Annotated in this window: 13 protein-coding genes and 1 tRNA gene; 6 read left to right on the plus strand and 8 right to left on the minus strand. The window is 71.1% G+C overall.

The window, feature by feature from the left end; all coding sequences use genetic code 11:
- Positions 1-5: 5 nt before the first annotated feature.
- The 5 genes from ABIE38_RS15900 to ABIE38_RS15920 form a co-directional block, all read right to left on the minus strand.
- Positions 6-1,301, minus strand: coding sequence for a YibE/F family protein (locus ABIE38_RS15900; RefSeq protein WP_354057921.1), 1,296 nt, complete (start codon positions 1,299-1,301; stop codon positions 6-8).
- Positions 1,302-1,370: 69 nt separating this feature from the next.
- The gene (locus ABIE38_RS15905; RefSeq protein WP_354057923.1) at positions 1,371-2,705 is read right to left on the minus strand and encodes a UDP-glucose dehydrogenase family protein; all 1,335 of its coding nucleotides are present in this window, start codon (positions 2,703-2,705) and stop codon (positions 1,371-1,373) included.
- Positions 2,706-2,819: 114 nt separating this feature from the next.
- Positions 2,820-3,383: a dCTP deaminase gene (gene dcd, locus ABIE38_RS15910; RefSeq protein ID WP_354057925.1), complete on the minus strand. Its 564-nt coding sequence runs from the start codon at positions 3,381-3,383 to the stop codon at positions 2,820-2,822.
- Positions 3,364-4,143: a hypothetical protein gene (locus tag ABIE38_RS15915; protein ID WP_354057927.1), complete on the minus strand. Its 780-nt coding sequence runs from the start codon at positions 4,141-4,143 to the stop codon at positions 3,364-3,366. Before ABIE38_RS15915 ends, dcd begins: the two co-directional genes overlap by 20 nt.
- 166 nt (positions 4,144-4,309) lie before the next feature.
- Positions 4,310-5,143 (minus strand): hypothetical protein, encoded by an 834-nt coding sequence (locus ABIE38_RS15920; protein WP_354057929.1) that lies wholly within the window; start codon positions 5,141-5,143, stop codon positions 4,310-4,312.
- A 206-nt stretch (positions 5,144-5,349) separates the two neighbouring features.
- On the opposite strand from ABIE38_RS15920, the gene ABIE38_RS15925 reads away from it, so the two are divergent.
- Together ABIE38_RS15925 and ABIE38_RS15930 are read left to right on the plus strand one after the other, a co-directional pair.
- On the plus strand, positions 5,350-5,619 hold the full coding sequence (locus ABIE38_RS15925) for a hypothetical protein (protein WP_017838404.1): 270 nt from the start codon (positions 5,350-5,352) through the stop codon (positions 5,617-5,619).
- A gap of 46 nt (positions 5,620-5,665) precedes the next feature.
- Positions 5,666-5,736 (plus strand) — tRNA-Gly (locus ABIE38_RS15930).
- Positions 5,737-5,774: 38 nt separating this feature from the next.
- Here the strand turns inward: ABIE38_RS15930 and ABIE38_RS15935 are convergent.
- Entirely contained in the window at positions 5,775-6,812 is a 1,038-nt protein-coding gene (locus ABIE38_RS15935; RefSeq protein WP_354057931.1) for a methyl-accepting chemotaxis protein, read from the minus strand.
- Positions 6,813-6,916: 104 nt separating this feature from the next.
- Between ABIE38_RS15935 and ppsA the strand changes: the two genes are divergently transcribed.
- On the plus strand, positions 6,917-9,244 hold the full coding sequence (gene ppsA / locus ABIE38_RS15940; protein ID WP_354057933.1) for a phosphoenolpyruvate synthase: 2,328 nt from the start codon (positions 6,917-6,919) through the stop codon (positions 9,242-9,244).
- A 153-nt stretch (positions 9,245-9,397) separates the two neighbouring features.
- A complete protein-coding gene (locus ABIE38_RS15945) occupies positions 9,398-11,233 on the plus strand; it encodes an acyl-CoA dehydrogenase (protein ID WP_354058175.1) in 1,836 nt (611 codons plus the stop codon).
- Between the two features lie 162 nt (positions 11,234-11,395).
- Here the strand turns inward: ABIE38_RS15945 and ABIE38_RS15950 are convergent, their stop codons facing one another.
- Both ABIE38_RS15950 and ABIE38_RS15955 read right to left on the minus strand, forming a co-directional pair.
- Positions 11,396-13,336 (minus strand): VanW family protein, encoded by a 1,941-nt coding sequence (locus tag ABIE38_RS15950; protein WP_354057935.1) that lies wholly within the window; start codon positions 13,334-13,336, stop codon positions 11,396-11,398.
- Positions 13,337-13,532: 196 nt separating this feature from the next.
- A complete protein-coding gene (locus ABIE38_RS15955) occupies positions 13,533-14,846 on the minus strand; it encodes an acetyl-CoA C-acetyltransferase (protein ID WP_354057937.1) in 1,314 nt (437 codons plus the stop codon).
- 122 nt (positions 14,847-14,968) lie between these two features.
- Between ABIE38_RS15955 and ABIE38_RS15960 the strand changes: the two genes are divergently transcribed.
- On the plus strand, positions 14,969-16,318 hold the full coding sequence (locus ABIE38_RS15960; protein ID WP_502914797.1) for a 3-oxoacyl-ACP reductase: 1,350 nt from the start codon (positions 14,969-14,971) through the stop codon (positions 16,316-16,318).
- 32 nt (positions 16,319-16,350) lie between these two features.
- Positions 16,351-17,304, plus strand: coding sequence for a MaoC family dehydratase (locus tag ABIE38_RS15965; protein ID WP_354057939.1), 954 nt, complete (start codon positions 16,351-16,353; stop codon positions 17,302-17,304).
- Positions 17,305-17,361 lie beyond the last annotated feature (57 nt).

The raw sequence follows: 17,361 nt of genomic DNA on the forward strand, positions 1-17,361 counted from the left end.
TCCGCTCAGCGGCTCACGCCCCCGCCCACGGTCGCCCGGTCGAGTTCCGCCGGGGTCACGTCGCGGGAGAGCCACACCGCTGCCGCGGTGGTGAGCGGGACGCACAGAGCGAGGGCGATCGCGCCGACGAGTGACCGCATCAATTCGACGGCCACGACGTCGGAGGTGAGGATCGACAACGGCGAGCGGGTCCCCAGCGAGAACAACAGCAGCAGCGGCAGCGCCGACCCGGTGTACGCCAACACCAGGGTGTAGACCATGGAGGCGACGTGGTCGCGTCCGACCCCCATCGCCGACCGGAACACCTGGACGGGTCCGGCGTGCGGGTCGAGGTGGCGCATCTCGAACACTGTCGCGGACTGGCTCACGGTGACGTCGTTGAGCACGCCCAGGGCGCCGATGATGAAGCCGGCGAGCAGGAGCCCCGTCAGCGACACGTGCTGCACGAACACCTGGACCTGCGTCGTGGAGTCGCCGCTGAGCCCGGTGATCCTGGTGGTCTCGATGACCACCCAGCTCAGTAACGCCGACGCCAGCATCGCCGACAGTGTGCCGAGCAGCGCGGCGTGCGTCTTGAGGTTGACCCCGTGCACCACGTAGATCACCAGGTAGAGCACGGCGGAGCCGCCGACCACGGCCACCAGGATGGCCGGGTTGCCGTCCAGGATCGAGGGGAGGACGAACCCCACGACGACGAGGAGCGCCACCGCGATCCCGATCAGGGCCCGCAGCCCCTTCCACCGCCCGACGGCGACCATCACCACGGCGCCCACGAGGAGCCACAGCGCCATGGGCACGGTCCGGGTGAAGTCCTCGAAGGCGTAGATGTCGGTCTCCCCCAGGGGTGAGCGGCCCAGCTGGATCTGGTCGCCCTCGCCGAGATCCGGCGACCCGGGACCGGGCGGTATCTCCAGCAGTACCTCTCGGCCGGCGTCCGGGCCGGAGTCGAGTCGCACGATCGAGCGCGGGCACTCCGGTCCGGGGAACCGGGGTTCGAGCGGTGGACCGGGCAGCACCCGCCCGTTGTCCGGGGAGCCACAGGGCGCCACCTCGGTGGACACGACCTCACCGCGTTCAGTCACGACCGACGAACCGGAGGACTGGGCGAAGTACGGGTCCAGCTCAGGGTCCTGAAAGGTCGGCCAGAGCAACGCCACCCCGATCATCGTCGCCACCGCACCCAGGATCAGACCGACCACCGTGATCCGCCCGGCACTGCCGGACGGCACGAGGCGGGAGCTGCGTGGGGGGCGCTCGACCCGGTGCCGGTGCCGGGGAGGGGTCGCTGGCCGGTCGCTCACACCGGTAACCCTAACCCGCGCCGTGCCCGGTCGGAGCCGGAGGACGGCCACCCGGGCGCGGTCGACCGGTCAGGAGGCGCTCACCCCGCGGCCGAGGGCGCGGTAGGTCCAGCCGGCGGCGCGCCAGTCGTCGGCGGGCATGCAGTTGCGGCCGTCCAGCATGATCCGCCCGCGGGCCACCCGAGTCACGGCCGCCGGGTCCAACTCGAGGAACTCGGCCCACTCGGTGGCCACCAGCACCACGTCCGCGCCCTCACACGCCTCGATCGCCGACCCCGCGTACGCCAGCGTCGGGAACAACGCCCGCGCGTTGTCCAGCGCCTGCGGGTCGTACACCACCGCCTGCGCGCCCTTCAGCGAGAGCATCCCCGCCACGTTCAACGCAGGAGAGTCACGCACGTCGTCAGAATCCGGCTTGAACGCCGCCCCGAGGACCGCGATCGTCTTGCCGATCAACATCCCCCCACACGCCTCGGTCGCCAGGTCGACCATCCGCTCCCGGCGCCGCATGTTGATCGAGTCGACCTCCCGCAGGAACGACATCGCCTGATCAGCGCCCAACTCCCCGGCCCGGGCCATGAACGCCCGGATGTCCTTGGGCAGGCACCCCCCACCGAATCCGAGCCCGGCTCCCAGGAACCGCCGCCCGATCCGCGGATCCATCCCGATCGCGTCCGCCAGGACCGTCACATCCGCGCCCGCGGCCTCACACACCTCCGACACGGCGTTGATGAAACTGATCTTGGTGGCCAGGAACGCGTTCGCGCTGACCTTGACCAACTCGGCGGTCGCCAGATCCGTCACGATCACCGGACACGGATCCGACTGGAGGATCGGCGCATACGCCCCGCGCACCACCTCCTCGACCGCGCCACCCGGCTCGCGCACCCCGATCACGATCCGATCCGGCGTGAGCGTGTCGGCCACCGCGAAACCCTCGCGCAGGAACTCCGGGTTCCACACCACCTCCGCCCGCACACCCGGACGCGAGTGCTCGTCGGCGATCTCCTGCAACCGCGCCGCCGTGCCCACCGGCACCGTCGACTTGCCCACCAGCACCGCATCCGCCGTCAGGAGCGGCGCCAACCGCGCCACCACGTCCTCCACATACGACGTATCGGCCGCGAACTCCCCCTTGCGCTGCGGGGTACCCACCCCGATGAAGTGCAGGTCCGCGAACTCCGCGGCCTCGGCGTAGTCCGTGGTGAACCGCACCCGACCGGCCTCGACCTGCCGCATCAAGATCTCCGGCAACCCCGGCTCGTAGAACGGCACCTCGCCCGCCCGCAGGCGTTCGATCTTCGCCTCGTCGACATCCACGCCCAACACCTCGTGACCCAACTCGGCCATACAGGCGGCATGGGTGGTCCCCAGATACCCGGTCCCGAACACGGTCATACGCATAGCGCAGTTCTACCGTCCACGGACGACCTCCCGGGAACACCGGGGTGAACGCGGGACGAGCGTACTGTGGCCGAGCCCTGTGCACCGACGGGCCCGGTTCGGTGACGAGCCCGCTCAGCGGAAGTTGAGGTACGCCTTGGACGCCGTCGGGCCGCGCTGACCCTGGTACTTCGAGCCCGTCGCGGCGGTGCCGTACGGGACCTCTGCGGGGCTGGACAACCGGAACAGGCACAGCTGGCCGATCTTCATCCCCGGCCACAGCGTGATGGGCAGGTTGGCCACGTTGGACAGCTCGAGGGTGATGTGCCCCTCGAAACCCGGGTCGATGAACCCGGCGGTCGAGTGCGTGAGCAGACCGAGTCGACCGAGTGAGGACTTGCCCTCGAGCCGGCCCGCGAGGTCGTCGGGAAGGGCCAGTCGCTCGAGGGTCGCCCCCAGGACGAACTCGCCCGGGTGCAGCACGAACGGGTCCCCTGACGCGGGTTCGACGAGCTCGGTGAGGTCGTCCTGCTGCTGCGCCGGGTCGATGTGGGTGTAACGCGAATTGTTGAACACCCGGAACAGGCTGTCCAGGCGGACGTCGATGCTCGAGGGTTGGATCAGCGAGGCGTCGAGGGGGTCGATCGTGAGCCGCCCGTCGGCGAGCTCGGAGCGGAGGTCACGGTCGGAGAGCAGCACGGTCTAGAGGGTATCGCGACCCCCCGGCGAGCAGGCGGAGCTGGGTGCCCAACTCGGTGACGCCCACGCACGCCTCTGCGAAGGGCAGCCGCTCCCGGTGGATGCGCCCGTCCCGCCCGACGATCTCGATGTCCACCCCGGCGCGGTCGATGCCGACCAGCAGGGGACGCTCGGCCGGGAGGCAACGGCACACGCGCAGCGCCATCCGCGGCACCACCTGACAGCGCGGGTCGTTGAGATGGTGCAGCCAGTGCCCCTCGAGGTCGGCGAAGGGGTCGGGCCCGGAGGTCGCCAGGTCCTCGGGGTCGATGTCGGTCACCCCGTCGTCGTCGGTCAGCACGATCCGCTCGGCGCGGAGCCGGACCAGCGCGACGCCGGTCCCCACGTCCAACAGGACGGGGTCGGGGAGGTCGCGCGCGATCTCGCCCGCCGTGCGGCGCTGGGCGCGCACGCCCGGCAACTCCACACGACCCTCGACGACGACGATGCGGCGACAGCGCCCCTCGGCCGCTCCCCCGATGATCTCGTCCAGAACCTCGAGCCTCGCCCGCACCCCCCCGACGCCGATCGTGGCCGCGTCGGCCATCGGTAGCGAGACCCAGAGGTCGGCGGTCCCGGGCACCTGGTGCACCAGGCCCACCTCGGGAGCGGGCACGGCGCCCGGGCCGGAGGGAAGACTCAGCGCGGCCCGGGGGCACCGGCGCAGCGCCGAGCTCACTCGTTCCGCGGGCTCCGGGACAGGCCCCACCAGTGATCGCATGCCAACTCCTCGTCGAAAGTTCCCGCACCGTTCCGACGCCTCCAGGGAAAGGCGCCGGAACGGTCCGGGGGCGGGGACGTGACTACCCGCAGCGACTAACTTAGGTAAGGCTTACCTCTAGCGCAAGGGTTTTGGGCACAGTGGTGGGAAATGATCCGAGCCGGCCTCACCAGCCGAGGCGGTCCAGCTCGCTCTGCACGTCCGCGGAATGGTCACAGACCTGCGTGAACGGCATTCTCACGACCTCCCTGGGTCCGGCCGGGGACCCGACCGAGAGATCCAGGCCGAACCTGTCGATGCCCACGATCCACGGGCGGGTACCGGCGATCTGGCGGCCGGCGCGGAGAGCCAGCCGCGCCGCGAGTCCACTGTCCGCTCCGAGGCGGCGCAGCCACGCCTGCTCGTCGATGCCGATCGGGTCGACCGTCGCCGCCGCGAGGTCACCCCGGGGGATCACGTACGCGCCGTCCGCACACAGGTAGGTGACCCCGAGCGGTTGCAGTTCGCTCAGTCGCAACGATCCGGCCTCACCGTTGGGGCCGGGCCCGCCGTCGGCGGCGACCAGCCTGCGTCGCCGCGGCGCCGAGGACGCCGTGACGATCCCGGAGATGGTGACCACGCCGCGCGCCACGGCGCACTCGTCGTCACACGGCGTGGCCCGGGCCCCGGCGGCCGGCTCCCCGCCACGCCTGTCCCGAGCCGAGGGGCGACCGTCGACCGCGAAGGACGGTCCCGCCGTGGGCCGCCGACAGCGGCCGGTGCACACCGTGTCGACGATCTCGACCGCGGCCGAACCGCCCACCGACGCGATGCCGGCGGACTCCCCCACTTCCCGGGACATGCCGCCTACGTCCACCACCAGCACGATCACGCCGTCGTCGCGGACCCTGGCGGACCTCAGCGGCCTCGTCAGGAGGCCCGAACCGACGGTGCCGGCGGCACCGCGCGCCAGGACGGTCCGCACACGCTCGGCTATCGGCCGCTCCGTCACGTCGTCCATGTTCGTCCTCCTGGCAGGGTCGTCCGCCGGCCGGGCATCCGGCACCTGAAACGGACTCTCATCCATTTCAGCGTCGATCGCCGCCGGTTCCATACCCGTGTCCGCGCCGGATCCTCGTGAGACCGGCCACACCATCGCGGGCGAGGGGCACCCCTTAGGCGACCGCGGATATGCGCCGCACCCCGCTCACGTGGTGAAATGGGGGCATGGACGAGTTCAGGGAAGAGCCCTCGAAATACATCTGGCGATGGACCGTCTGGTCCTGGGTGTGCGTGGGAATCGCCGCCCTCATCGTGATGATGGGCCTGACCGGCGGCGGTTCGCTCACCCCGTGGATCATCGGCGCGCTCGCCGTCGCGGTCGTCGGCGGCGTCGGGTTCGGGTTCGTGCCCCGGGCCTCACTCGGTCAGACCAGGCGGCCGATGACCACCGGGGCCAAGCGGAAGGCCGCCCGAAAGGGACCCCGGAACAGCTGACGGCCGGAGCCTTCGTGCTAATCTGAACCGGCCTTCGGGCAGCATCGCCGATGTAGTTCAATGGTAGAACTTCTGCTTCCCAAGCAGACAGCGCGGGTTCGATTCCCGTCATCGGCTCAGAGATCGAGGCCCTCCCGTCATGGGAGGGCCTCGAGTCACTTCACCGGGTTCCCGTCGCCCTTCCCGTTACCGTTGTCGCCCCCGCGGCGCCGCAGGAGCTGGAAGCCGGGGATGCCCTGGACCGCTTCGAGACATTGCTGCGCCACCTCGAGGATCTGGTGGACCTCGGGTGCCACGGTGTCCAGCGAGGCGAGCACCGGCATCACGTCGTTCTCGAGGCTGTCGCCCAGCGCGGGCAGGTGGTCGATGAACTGGACGACGGCCCTGATCTCCTCGGGTTCGACCGATTCGAGTATCTCGTCGGCGATCGGTTCCAGGAGCGCGATGGTCTTGTCCGCCCACACCAGCACCTCTGTGAGGCGGGTCGCCACCCTCCTCGCGGTCTCCGGCGACAGTTCGGCGTCGACCAGCAGGGCCTCGACGACGGGCTTGACGGGGGCCAGCGCGGACTCCGCGAAGTCGACCATCGGCACGATCCGGTCCATGAGCCCGCCCGCCGAGGTCACGAGCCCGTCCGCGGTGTCGACCGTCGAGCCGACGCGCGCCACGACTCCGTCCGCCGAATCCACCGTCGAATCGACCCTGAGCACCACGCTGTCCGCGACGTCCACGGTCGCACCGATACGAGCCACGATCCCGTCGGCCGAGTCCACGGTCGACCCGACCCTGCCGACGATCCCGTCCGCCGAGTCCACCGTCGAGCCGACCCTGCCGACGATCCCGTCCGCCGAGTCCACCGTCGAGCCCACTCGGGCGACGATCGAGTCGGCGGAGGAGACCGTGCGCTCGACGTCGACGACCACCCGGTCGGCCCGCGAGACCGTGGTCCGTACCCCGTCGACGGTCTCCGCGGCCGTCACCACGATCCGGTCGATCGACGAGACGGTCCGCTCGACCTCGTCCAGCAGTCGTTGGACCCGCCGCACGATGGACTCCACGTCCTCCAGGAGCGCCATCACCCGCGCGGGCAGGAGGAGGAACTCCCGCGCCATCGAGAGTTCCCACTCGACCACCCGGAACGCGCTCTGGACGAGGGACGACGGGGACGGGACCCGGACCTGCATGTCAGCCATGGATCGATTCTGCCCGAACATCCCACCCGGGACCTCCCGATCAGCGCACCATGGAGGAAGCGGCGGGCGGACAGACCGGACAGCGTTCCCGGAAGGGGCACGACATGAACGCACAGCGGGTCACGACCTTCGATGATCTACGGCTCGACGACGCACCCGAGTACGGCGGGAAATCGGCCAACCTCGGGGAGATGACGGGCGCCGGGCTCGCAGTGCCACCCGGGTTCGCGATCGGCCAGTCGGCGTATCTGGAGGCGATGGACGCCGGCGGCATCCGCGCGCGCCTCCACTCCGAGCGGGTACCGGAAGAGGGCCTCACCGAGGCCGAGCTCATCGCCAGGTCGCAGGACCTCACGCGGACCGTCGCGGGGGTGGAGCTTCCGGTCCGGCTGCGCGAGTCGATCCTCGAGCACCACCGCACGCTGGGCACCGACGTCCCCGTCGCGGTCCGCAGCTCCGCCCCCGCCGAGGACGCCGGCGACACGTCGTTCGCCGGGATCCACGAGTCGTACACCGACGTCGTCGGCGGGGACGCCCTGCTCGACGCGGTCCGCAAGTGCTGGTGCTCGCTGTGGTCCCCGCGGGCGATGACCTACCGGGCGGTGTCGGGGTACGACGAGGAGCCCTCCATCGCCGTGGTCGTCCAACGGATGGTCCGCTCCGACACCTCCGGGGTGGCCTTCACCGCCGACCCCCGTACCTCCCAGACCGACCGGGTGGTGATCGAGGCGGCCTTCGGACTCGGGGAGGTCGTCGTGGGCGGGAAGGTCGAACCCGACACCTACGTCGTCTCCAAGTCCGACCTGCGCATCCTCACCGCCCACGTGGGCCGGAAGGTCACACGGATCGTCGCCGGCCGCACCGGGGACGGGCTGGTCCCCGTCCCCGAGGAGATGCAGAACACCCGCGTCCTCGACGACGAGCAGGTGCTGGCCGTCGCCCGACTGGCGATGGCGTCCGAGGCGCACTACGGCACACCGCAGGACACCGAGTTCGCGATCGAGGACGGCGAGCTCTACCTCGTCCAGACCCGGCCGATCACCACCCTCGTGGGGCGGGCGACAACCGGGGAACCGGCGGGCGGGGCCGGCGAGAACGGGACCGTGTCCGACACCGACGTCGACCCGATCGTCGAGGGACTGGGCGCGGGCCCGGGCACGGCCACTGGACGAGCGCGGGTCCTGCGCGAGCTCGCGGACGGGGCCGACCTGGCGCCCGGCGAGATCCTCGTCGCCACGATGACCGACCCGGACTGGCTCCCGATCCTCAAGCGGGCCGCGGCGATCGTCACCGACGAGGGCGGGGTCACCTGTCACGCGGCGATCGTCGGCCGTGAGCTGGGCCGCCCCGTCATCGTCGGCACCCGGTCGGCGACCACGGACATCCGCGACGGCCAGACGATCACCGTCGACGGCACCGCCGGTGTGGTCTACCCGGGCACCGTCCGCCGGGCCGCCGTCGAGCACGCCCCCGCCGACGCGGGTCGGGCGCCCGAGGTGAGGACCCGCGAGGTCACCGCGACCGCGGTATACGTCAACCTCGCGACCCCCGACGCCGCGGCCAGGGTCGCCGCGATGGACGTCGACGGCGTGGGCCTGCTGCGCGCGGAGTTCCTCATCACCAGCGCGCTGGACGGCGTCCACCCGCGCACTCTCATCGCCGAGGGGAGGGCGGAGGAGTACGTCGGCCGGATGGCCTCGGGGATCAGCACGATCGCCGCGGCCTTCGAGCCCCGGCCGGTCGTCTACCGCGCCACCGACCTGCGTTCCAACGAGTTCCGCGGCCTGCTCGGCGGGGAGGTCGAGGCCGAGGAACGCAACCCGATGATCGGCTACCGCGGGTGCTTCCGGTACACCCGGGAGCCGGACCTGTTCCGGTTGGAACTGGACGCGCTGGCCCGGGTGCGTCAGAAGCACGGCAACCTGCACCTGATGATCCCGTTCGTCCGCACCGGGTGGGAGCTCCGCGCCTGTCTGGACATCATCGACGCCCACCCGCTCGGGCGAGACCCGGGCCTCAAGCGGTGGATCATGGCCGAGGTCCCGTCGGTCGTCCACTGGATCCCCGAGTACGCCGCGATGGGCATCGACGGCGTCTCGATCGGGTCCAACGACCTCACCCAGTTGACGCTCGGGGTGGACCGCGACTCCGAGGTGTGCGCGGAACTCTTCGACTCGATGGACCCGGCGGTACTCGCGTTCATCGACCAGATCATCGACCGCTGCCACGACTCGGGGCTCACGGTCTCGCTGTGCGGTCAGGCCGCCTCGACCGACCCGGCGATGGCCGAGCATCTCGTCCGCAGGGGCGTGACGTCGGTGTCGGTGACACCGGATTACGCCGAGATCACCCGACGGACCGTGGCGCGGGCCGAGAAATCGATCCTGCTCGACGCGGCGCGATCGGCCGGACGCCGCCCACCAGCGAAATAAGAGTCTTCCCTCACCTTGGACGGATCGCTGACGACGCACTAACATCTGTCTTGTTACCGACGGGTAGGTTCCGGTGCGCCCATGGACACCAGTGCCGACCCGCGCGGCCACCTCCATTGCCACGACACCGCACTCCGATCGGAGAAGACCGTAATGGGTCACTACAAGAGCAACGTCCGCGATCTCGAGTTCAACATGTTCGAGGTCCTGCGCATGAACGAGGCACTCGACGCCGGCGAGTTCGGCGACATGGACACCGACACCGCCCGGGGCATCCTCTCCGAGGTCGCGACCCTCACCGAGGGCCCGGTCGCCGAGTCCTTCTCGTCGGCGGACCGCAACCCGCCGGTCTTCGACCCCGAGACCCACTCGGTCTCCCTCCCCGAGGACTTCAAGAAGTCGTTCCGCGCCTGGTACGACGCCGGCTACTGGTCGATGGGTCTGCCGGAGGACCTCGGCGGCATGCCCGCCCCCCGCGCGATGGTGTGGGCCACCGGCGAGATGATGCTCGGCGCCAACCCCCCCGCGTTCATGTACGGAGCCGGCCCGTCCTTCGCGGCCGTGCTGTACGAGAACGGCACCGAGGAGCAGAAGAAGTGGGCGGCCACCTGCGTCGAGCGCGGTTGGGGCGCGACCATGGTGCTCACCGAGCCCGACGCCGGATCCGACGTCGGTGCCGGCCGCACCAAGGCCGTCAAGCAGGACGACGGCAGCTGGCACATCGAGGGCGTCAAGCGGTTCATCACCTCCGCCGACTCTGACGACATGTTCGAGAACATCTTCCACCTGGTCCTGGCCCGCCCCGAGGGCGCGGGCCCGGGCACCAAGGGACTGTCGCTGTTCTTCGTCCCCAAGATCCACTTCGACTTCGAGACCGGCGAGCTGGGCGAGCGCAACGGCGTGTTCGTCACCGGTGTCGAGCACAAGATGGGCATCAAGGTCTCCACCACGTGTGAGCTGACCTTCGGCGGCCACGGCGTCCCGGCCAAGGGCTGGATCGTCGGCGACGGCGAGCTCAACCTGGGCATCCGGCAGATGTTCGACGTGATCGAGCACGCCCGGATGATGGTCGGCACCAAGGCCATCTCCACCCTCTCGACCGGGTACCTCAACGCCCTGGAGTTCGCCAAGGAGCGCGTCCAGGGTGGCGACATGATCGAGATGGCCGACAAGAACGCCCCCCGCGTGACCATCACCCACCACCCGGACGTGCGCCGGGCGCTCATCCGCCAGAAGGCGTTCGCCGAGGGCCTGCGCGCGGTGTACATGTACACCGCAGCCCATCAGGACGTCGAGATCGCCCAGCGCGTCTCCGGTGCCGACGGCGAGCTCGCCCACCGCGTCAACGACCTGCTCCTGCCGATCGTCAAGGGCGTCGGGTCCGAGCGGGCGTACGAGCTGCTCACCGAGTCGCTGCAGACCTTCGGCGGGTCGGGCTTCCTGCAGGACTACCCGATCGAACAGTACATCCGCGACGCCAAGATCGACTCGCTGTACGAGGGCACCACCGCGATCCAGGCGCAGGACTTCTTCTTCCGCAAGATCGCCCGCGACCGCGGTACCGCCATCGGTCACGTCTCGGCGCAGATCAAGAAGTTCCTCGAGGCCGACGGACCCGCGGAGCTGACCGCCGAGCGCGAGGTCCTGGCCACCGCGCTCGCCGACGTCGAGGCGATGGTCGGCACCTGCTTCGACCACCTCCTCGCCTCACAGGAGGATCCCAAGCACCTCTACACCATCGGTCTGGCCTCCGTCCGTCTGCTCATGGCTTTCGGCGACCTCATGATGGGCTGGCGACTGCTCGTCGGCGCAGAGGTGGCCCTCGGGGCGCTGGACGGCGCGTCGGACGCCGACAAGGGCTTCTACAACGGCAAGATCGCCGCCGCCAAGTGGTTCGCGAACAACGAGCTCCCGCTGATCACCGCCACCCGCGGGATCGTCGCCGGCCTCGGCAGCGAGCTCATGGAGCTGGACGAGGCCGCGTTCTGATCCACCGCTGACCCGCGCCCCGCGTTCCCCGGGGGTTGTGCGCCGTGTCCGGTCCCGACACGACGCACAAGCCCCGGGGATCCGTGCATTTCGGGCGCATCAGTGGCTCCGGGGCCGGGCGGGGACGGGGCGGGGTGGGGCGGGGCGGGGCGGCGGGAGTGGTCAGGGGCCGGGCAGGACCGGGATCCGGAACTCCGGCAGACCCGGGATCCGGATGGCGTCGTCCGGCACCGGCGGCGGCGCGACCGGGCCGGGCGGCTCGGCCGCGGGCGCCGGGCTCTCCACCCGACACTCGATCCGGACCCGGGGCGCATAGGTGGACGACACGGTGTCGGTGCTGACCGTCTCCTCGCCCCGCTGTACCACGCGGGTGACCCGGGCCGTGTACCCGTCGGCCCCCGGGTCCGGGGTGCACCCGCCGTTGGTGACGACGCGGGTCTCGGCGCGTCGGAGGTCGGCCCGGGGCGCGCTCGAGACCCGGACGGTGTACTCGCGGGTCCCCCACAGCCGGACGGTGACCGATCCACCGCCACCGGAGGCGTCGATCACGAGACCGGTCCCCTGGTCGTTGCGGAAGCCCACGTCCGCGGACGCGGTGGCGTCGCGGCCCGCGGGGAACTGCGCCCCGTCGACACCCCGCCCCGTCCGGACCAGCCCCTGAGCTCCGGCCTCGAAGGCCGCGTTGAACAGGGCGGTGGCCACCGCGTCGGCGGAGACGTCCCCGGAAACGGTGCCGGCGACGTCGGCCATCGAGAAGGACTCGCCGGCGGGGACGAACTGACCGGCGAGCGAGGCGATCATCGACTGCGCCCGGCCGCTGGCGCCCACCGCGACGGTGAACTCCCCGACCGGCTCGCGGATCCCGGCCCGCTCGGCCTCCTCGGTGGTGAGCTCCGGATCCCGGCCCACGTAACCGACGGGGAGCACCCGCGGCCCCTGGACGTCGGTGAGCTGGCCCGGAAGTGCACCGAGCAGCGGACCCCATGAGACCGTGCGCCCCTGGACCGCGGGCACCACGGAGGCGGACGACCCGCTGAAGGAGAACGAGGCGTCCCTGCCCTCCTGCTCGGTCTCCTCCATCAGCGGCTCCAGGATCCCCTTGGCCGCGTCCGCGTCGAACCGGGGCTCCAGCTCGGCCCCCTCGCGCACGAAGGTCAGATACTCGCCGATCCGGTCCCGGGGGAACACCACGGGCACGGCATCGGGGCTGTCGGGGTCGACCATCTCCAGCTCCCGCTCGGCGGGGACCGCCCGCTCCCTTCCCGGGGGCGGCGGCGGGGCCGGCAACCTGGTGGTGACGGTGGTGACGGGCGGCTCCGTGCCGTCCTCACGCATCCGGGACGCAAGCAACGTCACGTCGCGCCCGGCGGCGGGTTCGGCCACGTCGCGGATGAGCGCGCGGACCCGGTCGGCCTGCGTCTCGGTGGGGGTGTAGTCGACCACGAGGTCGACCCCGTCGTCGTCGAGCCAGTGGGCGAGCACCGCATCGCGCGAGCTCTCGATCCGCAGTCGCTGGCCGTCCAGCGGGATGGCGGAGCGGACCTCGTCCCGGTCGAACCAGATGGCGCCCTCACGCGGTTCGAAGTCCGCCTGTAGGGCCAGTCTCTCCAGGAACTCGGTCAGCCGCGCGTCCGGGATCACGCTGGCGATGCCCACCTCGGTGGACCAGACCAGGCTGATCAGCCGGGTGAACGGGTTGAGCGGCTGCTCACCCGCCCGGTCGAGGGTGCCCTGCCAGTCCACGGACAGCCCGACCGATCGGGGATCGAGGGTGGTGGACACGACGCCGGCCCGCAGGTCGACCTCCTCGTCGACCCGTGGTCCCAGCTCGCGGATCAGGAGCTGCTCGGCGTCGGCCGTGCGCATCCCGCCGACCTGGATCCCGGCCACCTCGGCCCCGCGCGGCACCCGTCCGATGCTGTGGACCAGATCGAAGCCGTAGAGCACCGCGAGCCCCATGAACACGCCGACACCCGTGTGGATCCATCTCGAGCGCACCCGGTACCGGCGACGATCGGCGGCAGCGGGCTGCGGGTCGACACCGTCGATCGCGACGGGCCGCGCGCGACCGCCGTCGTCGTCGATGGTGGTGGACTCGTCCACGCGTCCTCACGCCTCCTCACGAGCGGGGGCTCTGGCCCCGGCCGGTCGCCGTCCGGGGCCACACCTCACCCGGACCACTGTGGGGTCCACTATGACCGACCACTACCGATGAGTGCAGCCCCCGCGCCGTACGCGGGGGCTGCACTCAGGAAACGACCATCCGGCCGGGGACGCCGGCCCGGTCAGCGCGTCGGGCTCACCGTTCGACGATGGCCGTGACGCCCTGGCCACCGGCGGCGCAGATGGAGATGAGCGCGCGGCCCGAACCCTTCTCCTCCAGCAGCTTGGCGGTCGCGGCCAGGATGCGGGCCCCGGTGGCGGCGAACGGGTGCCCGGCCGCCAGCGAGGAACCGTGGACGTTGAGCTTGCTGCGGTCGATCGATCCGAGCGCGGAGTCCAGACCCAGGCGCTCGGTGCAGTACTCCTCGGACTCCCACGCCGCGAGCGTGGCCAGGACCTGCGAGGCGAACGCCTCGTGGATCTCGTAGTAGTCGAAGTCCTGCAGGGTCAGGCCGTTGCGCTCGAGAAGCCGCGGGACGGCGTAGGTGGGCGCCATGAGGAGCCCGTCCGGGGTGCGGCCGTCGTGGCCGTGGATGAAGTCCACCGCCGCGGTCTCGGAGTCCACCAGGTAGGCGCGGACCGGGAGCTTGTTCTCCTCCGCCCAGGCCTCGCTCGCCAGCAGGACCGCGGAGGCGCCGTCGGTGAGCGGGGTGGAGTTCCCGGCCGTCATGGTGGCCTCGGTGCCGTGGGCCTCGGCGTCCCGCTTGCCGAAGACCGGCTTGAGCTTCCCGAGCTTCTCCTCGGACGAGTCGGGACGCATGTTGTCGTCACGCGGCACACCGAGGAACGGGGTGACCAGATCGTCCTGGAAGCCGGACTCGTAGGAGGCGGCGAGGTTGTGGTGGCTGGCCGCCGCGAGTGCGTCCTGGTCCTCGCGGGTCACGCCGAGCTCGCGGGCGGTGATGGCGGCGTGCTCGCCCATGGACAGTCCGGTGCGGGGCTCCGCGTTCTGCGGCTGCTCGGGGACCAGCGACTGCGGGCGGATGTCACCGAGGAGCTTGAGCCGGTCGACCGTGCTCTTGGCCGAGGTGACCTTGATGAGGATCTTGCGCAGATCGTCGTTGACGGCCAGCGGGGCATCCGAGGTGGTGTCGGTGCCGCCCGCGATCCCGGCGTCGATACGGCCGACCGCGATGGCGTCGGCGACCTGGATGGCCGTGGCCAGGCCGGTGCCGCAGGCCTGCTGGACGTCGTAGGCGGGGCTGGACGAGTCGAGAACGGAGCCGATGACCGACTCGCGGGTGAGGTTGAAGTCCCGGGCGTGCTTGAGGACGGCACCCGCGGCGACCATCCCGACGCGCTTGCCCTGCAGGTTGTAGCGGCTGGCGAGACCGTCGATCGCCGCGGTGAGCATGTCCTGGTTGGAGGCGTCCGCGTACTTGCCGTTCGATCGGGCGAAGGGGATTCGGTTGCCGCCTACGATGGCGACCTTGCGGGGGCTGGTGGTCACGTGTGTCACTCCCGTTTGATCTCGGTATCCGGTGGCCCGTAGCGCGGCCCGACGAGTATTGTTACTCAGCGGTAAGTTACTTGTCGACCCGTAAGACCGCACCTCTCCAGGAGATGATCGCCATGGCACAGGGCAACCTCGACCTCTATTCGCAGTTCGTGACCTCGGCCCCCGGGTCGTTCATCGCCGGCAAGGTCGGCCTCCCGCAGCCCGAGCAGCTCCGCCGGTACGAGGCCGGGCAGCCCGCCCTCCACGGCCCGGTCCTGGTCGGCGGCGAGGGTCGCCTCGTCGAGCCCGTCCGCGCGATCCTCGAGTCGGACTACGAGCTGGCCGGCGCGGACGCCGAGGGCAAGTTCGCCGGCCTGGTCTTCGACGCCACCGGCATCCGCCGCACCGAGGACCTCAAGGCCCTGTTCGACTTCTTCAACCCCGTCGTCCGCCGCGTCGCCGCCAGTGGCCGCGTCGTCGTCCTGGGCACCACCCCGGAGGAGACCGGTTCGGTGGAGGAGCGCATCGCCCAGCGCGCGCTCGAGGGCTTCACCCGCTCGCTCGGCAAGGAGATGAAGCGGGGCACCACCGTCCAGCTGGTCTACGTCTCCGCCGACGCCGACACCGGCGCGTCGGGCCTCGAGTCCACCCTGCGCTTCATCCTCTCCGGCAAGTCCGCCTACGTCGACGCCCAGGTGTTCCGCGTGGGTGCCGGCGCCGCGACCGCCCCCGGATCCTGGGACCGCCCCCTCGAGGGCAAGGTCGCCGTGGTCACGGGCGCGGCCCGGGGCATCGGTGCGGAGATCGCCGCCGTGCTCTCCCGCGACGGGGCGCACGTGATCTGTTGTGACGTCCCCGCCGCCGGCGAGTCCCTCTCCGCGACCGCCAACAAGGTGGGCGGCACCTCGCTGCCGCTCGACGTCACCGCCGCCGACGCCGCCGAGGTGCTGGCCAAGCACGTGCAGGAGCGCCACGAGGGCGTCATCGACATCCTGGTCCACAACGCGGGCATCACCCGCGACAAGACCCTGGCCGGCATGGACTCGGCGCGCTGGGACTCGGTCATGGCCGTCAACCTCGTCGCGCCGGAGCGGATCACCGCCGAGCTCGCCGAGAAGGGCGTCCTCACCGAGGGTGGCCGCGTCGTGGGCGTCTCCTCGATGGCCGGCATCGCCGGCAACCGGGGCCAGACCAACTACGCCGCCTCCAAGGCCGGTGTGATCGGGTTCGTCGACGGCGCCTCCGCCGAGCTGGCGTCCAAGAATATCACCGTCAACGCCGTGGCCCCCGGCTTCATCGAGACCCAGATGACGGCCGCCATCCCGTTCGCCACCCGCGAGGCCGGACGCCGCATGAACTCCATGCAGCAGGGCGGTCTGCCCGTCGACGTGGCCGAGACGATCGCCTACTTCGCCAGCCCCGCCTCCTCCGCGGTCACCGACAACGTGATCCGCGTGTGTGGCCAGTCCCTCCTGGGCGCGTGATCGGGGTGGACCGCACGTCTTCGGAGGACACCGTGTCGGAGAACACCGTGGAGTACACCCGCCTGCCCGCCATCCCCAACCTCCTGGCCCAGTACGGCAAGGCCGCCGTCGGCTCGGTTCCCGTGGTGGGCGGCAAGCGCGACGGCACATCGATGCCCGAGAAGGGGGTCGAGGTCGAGGGCGTGCGCGTGGACGTGGCCAATCTGGCCGCCTACGCCCGCGTCTGCAACCTGCGGTTCGGTGACGCCCTGCCGCTGACCTACCCGTTCACGCTGGCCTTCCCCCTGAGCATGCAGCTCATGCTGGACCCGGCCTACCCGGTCCCGGCCATGGGCTCGGTGCACCTGACCAACGAGATCGAGTCCCACCGCCCGCTGCGGGTGGGAGACGAGCTCTCGATCCGCGCGCGGGCCGAGAACCTGCGCGAGCACCCCGCCGGGTTGCTGCTCGACATCGTCACGGAGATCCGTACCGGCGACGACGACGAGCCGGCCTGGGTCCAGAGGTCGGGCCTGCTCTCCAAGCGCAGGACGTCCCTGACACCACCCAAGGACGCGCCGCGCCCGCCGAGGCCCGAGCCGCCCACGGCCGCGGAGCTCGGCGACCCCACCGTGGTCAGGTCGGTGTCCGAGTCGCTGATCTCCGAGTACGCGTCGGTGTCCGGGGACCGCAACCCCATCCACGTCTCCAAGGTGGGCGCCAAGGCGTTCGGATTCCCGAACGTCATCGCGCACGGGATGTGGACGGCCGCCACCATGCTCGGCGTGGTCGAGGGCGCCATCCCCGAGCGGGCACGCTACTCGGTGGAGTTCGGCAAGCCCGTCGTGCTCCCGGCGAAGCTCGCGATCTACGCCCGGCGCGGGTCGGGCCCGGGCGTCGGGACCGGTGTGGGCTCGGGTGCCGGCGACCCGGCCTGGTCGCTGCGGGTGCGCAACCCGCGCAAGCTCGGCACCGTGCACGCCACGGCCACCATCGAGGAGCTCTAGCCCCTCCCGGGCGCACGACGTCCCCGACCCCGGTCACCCGCCCATAGACGGACGGGG

Origin of the sequence: Dietzia sp. 2505 (assembly GCF_040546785.1) — a bacterium.
Classification (GTDB): domain Bacteria; phylum Actinomycetota; class Actinomycetes; order Mycobacteriales; family Mycobacteriaceae; genus Dietzia.

Excerpts from the sequence above, each read along its gene's own strand:
- ABIE38_RS15905 (WP_354057923.1), bottom strand. The coding sequence starts at position 2,705 with ATGCGTATGACCGTGTTCGGGACCGGGTATCTGGGGACCACCCATGCC.
- ABIE38_RS15915 (WP_354057927.1), bottom strand. The coding sequence starts at position 4,143 with ATGCGATCACTGGTGGGGCCTGTCCCGGAGCCCGCGGAACGAGTGAGC.
- ABIE38_RS15920 (WP_354057929.1), bottom strand. The coding sequence starts at position 5,143 with ATGGACGACGTGACGGAGCGGCCGATAGCCGAGCGTGTGCGGACCGTC.
- ABIE38_RS15925 (WP_017838404.1), top strand. The coding sequence starts at position 5,350 with ATGGACGAGTTCAGGGAAGAGCCCTCGAAATACATCTGGCGATGGACC.
- ABIE38_RS15935 (WP_354057931.1), bottom strand. The coding sequence starts at position 6,812 with ATGGCTGACATGCAGGTCCGGGTCCCGTCCCCGTCGTCCCTCGTCCAG.
- ppsA (WP_354057933.1), top strand. The coding sequence starts at position 6,917 with ATGAACGCACAGCGGGTCACGACCTTCGATGATCTACGGCTCGACGAC.
- ABIE38_RS15945 (WP_354058175.1), top strand. The coding sequence starts at position 9,398 with ATGGGTCACTACAAGAGCAACGTCCGCGATCTCGAGTTCAACATGTTC.
- ABIE38_RS15960 (WP_502914797.1), top strand. The coding sequence starts at position 14,969 with ATGGCACAGGGCAACCTCGACCTCTATTCGCAGTTCGTGACCTCGGCC.